This is a genomic window from Pseudomonas sp. MD195_PC81_125, assembly GCF_014060985.1.
Taxonomy (GTDB): Bacteria; Pseudomonadota; Gammaproteobacteria; order Pseudomonadales; family Pseudomonadaceae; genus Aquipseudomonas; species Aquipseudomonas parakoreensis.
In genome coordinates this window covers 1-763 of the sequence record NZ_JABULD010000037.1, presented here as the reverse complement: position 1 = coordinate 763, position 763 = coordinate 1, and the positions used below count along the sequence as shown (strand labels likewise).

Here is a 763-nt window from a genome sequence, read left to right as displayed (position 1 = left end):
CGAGGGAGCTTGCTCCCGCTGGGTCGCGAAGCGGCCCTGAAGATTTTGTGAGCGCTACGCGCTCGAAGCGGGAGCGAGCTCCCTCGCCACAACCTGGTATCAAAAGTGACTCGATAGCCACACCCTGACTCAAAAGCTGTGCAAACAGCAAAAGCGGCCTAAAGCCAGCACGTGCCCACACGTTCTATAGCCAGCCGCCATTGAGTACAGGAGATGCACACGTGAGAAGGGTCAAGGGGTATGTCGGACTTGTCGGACTGGCGCTGTTATCGGCCAATGCCTGGGCCGATCTGCCGCCAACCTCGATTCTGAGCCGTTACGGCATCAGTAGCGATCAACTGCCGAAACCGGCGAAGACGGAAGCCATCGAACCGGTCGAAGAGAAAAGCCTGTTTCAGATCCAGCCCGAACAGCCGTTCGTGACGTTTCGGCGGGGTGACGACAAACAGGCGCAAGCCACCGGCAACCTGAGCATCGACCGCATGACCCAGCAGGATCTGGAGCGCTGCCGACGTCTGCAAGCCGAGCTGGCGCGCCGGGGTGAACAGTATTTCAGCTGTGATCACAGCATTGTGGGCCTGCCTGCTTTCGAATAACCCACACAGATCACGCTCTCCCTGTAGGAGCTGCCGCAGGCTGCGATCTTTTTGATCTTGTTTTTAAGATCAAAGTCAAAAGATCGCAGCCTTTCGGCAGCTCCTACAGGTAAAGCGGGGTGTCAGTCTTCCTTGCGTACGGTCGCGACTTCGTCGGAACGGACTTT

Annotated in this window: 1 protein-coding gene; it reads left to right on the top strand. The window is 57.7% G+C overall.

What is annotated here, in order from left to right; all coding sequences use genetic code 11:
- The first annotated feature begins 221 nt into the window (after positions 1-221).
- Positions 222-596, top strand: a complete 375-nt coding sequence (locus HT737_RS02170; RefSeq protein ID WP_095669117.1) for a hypothetical protein — start codon at positions 222-224, stop codon at positions 594-596.
- The last annotated feature ends 167 nt before the right edge of the window (positions 597-763 follow it).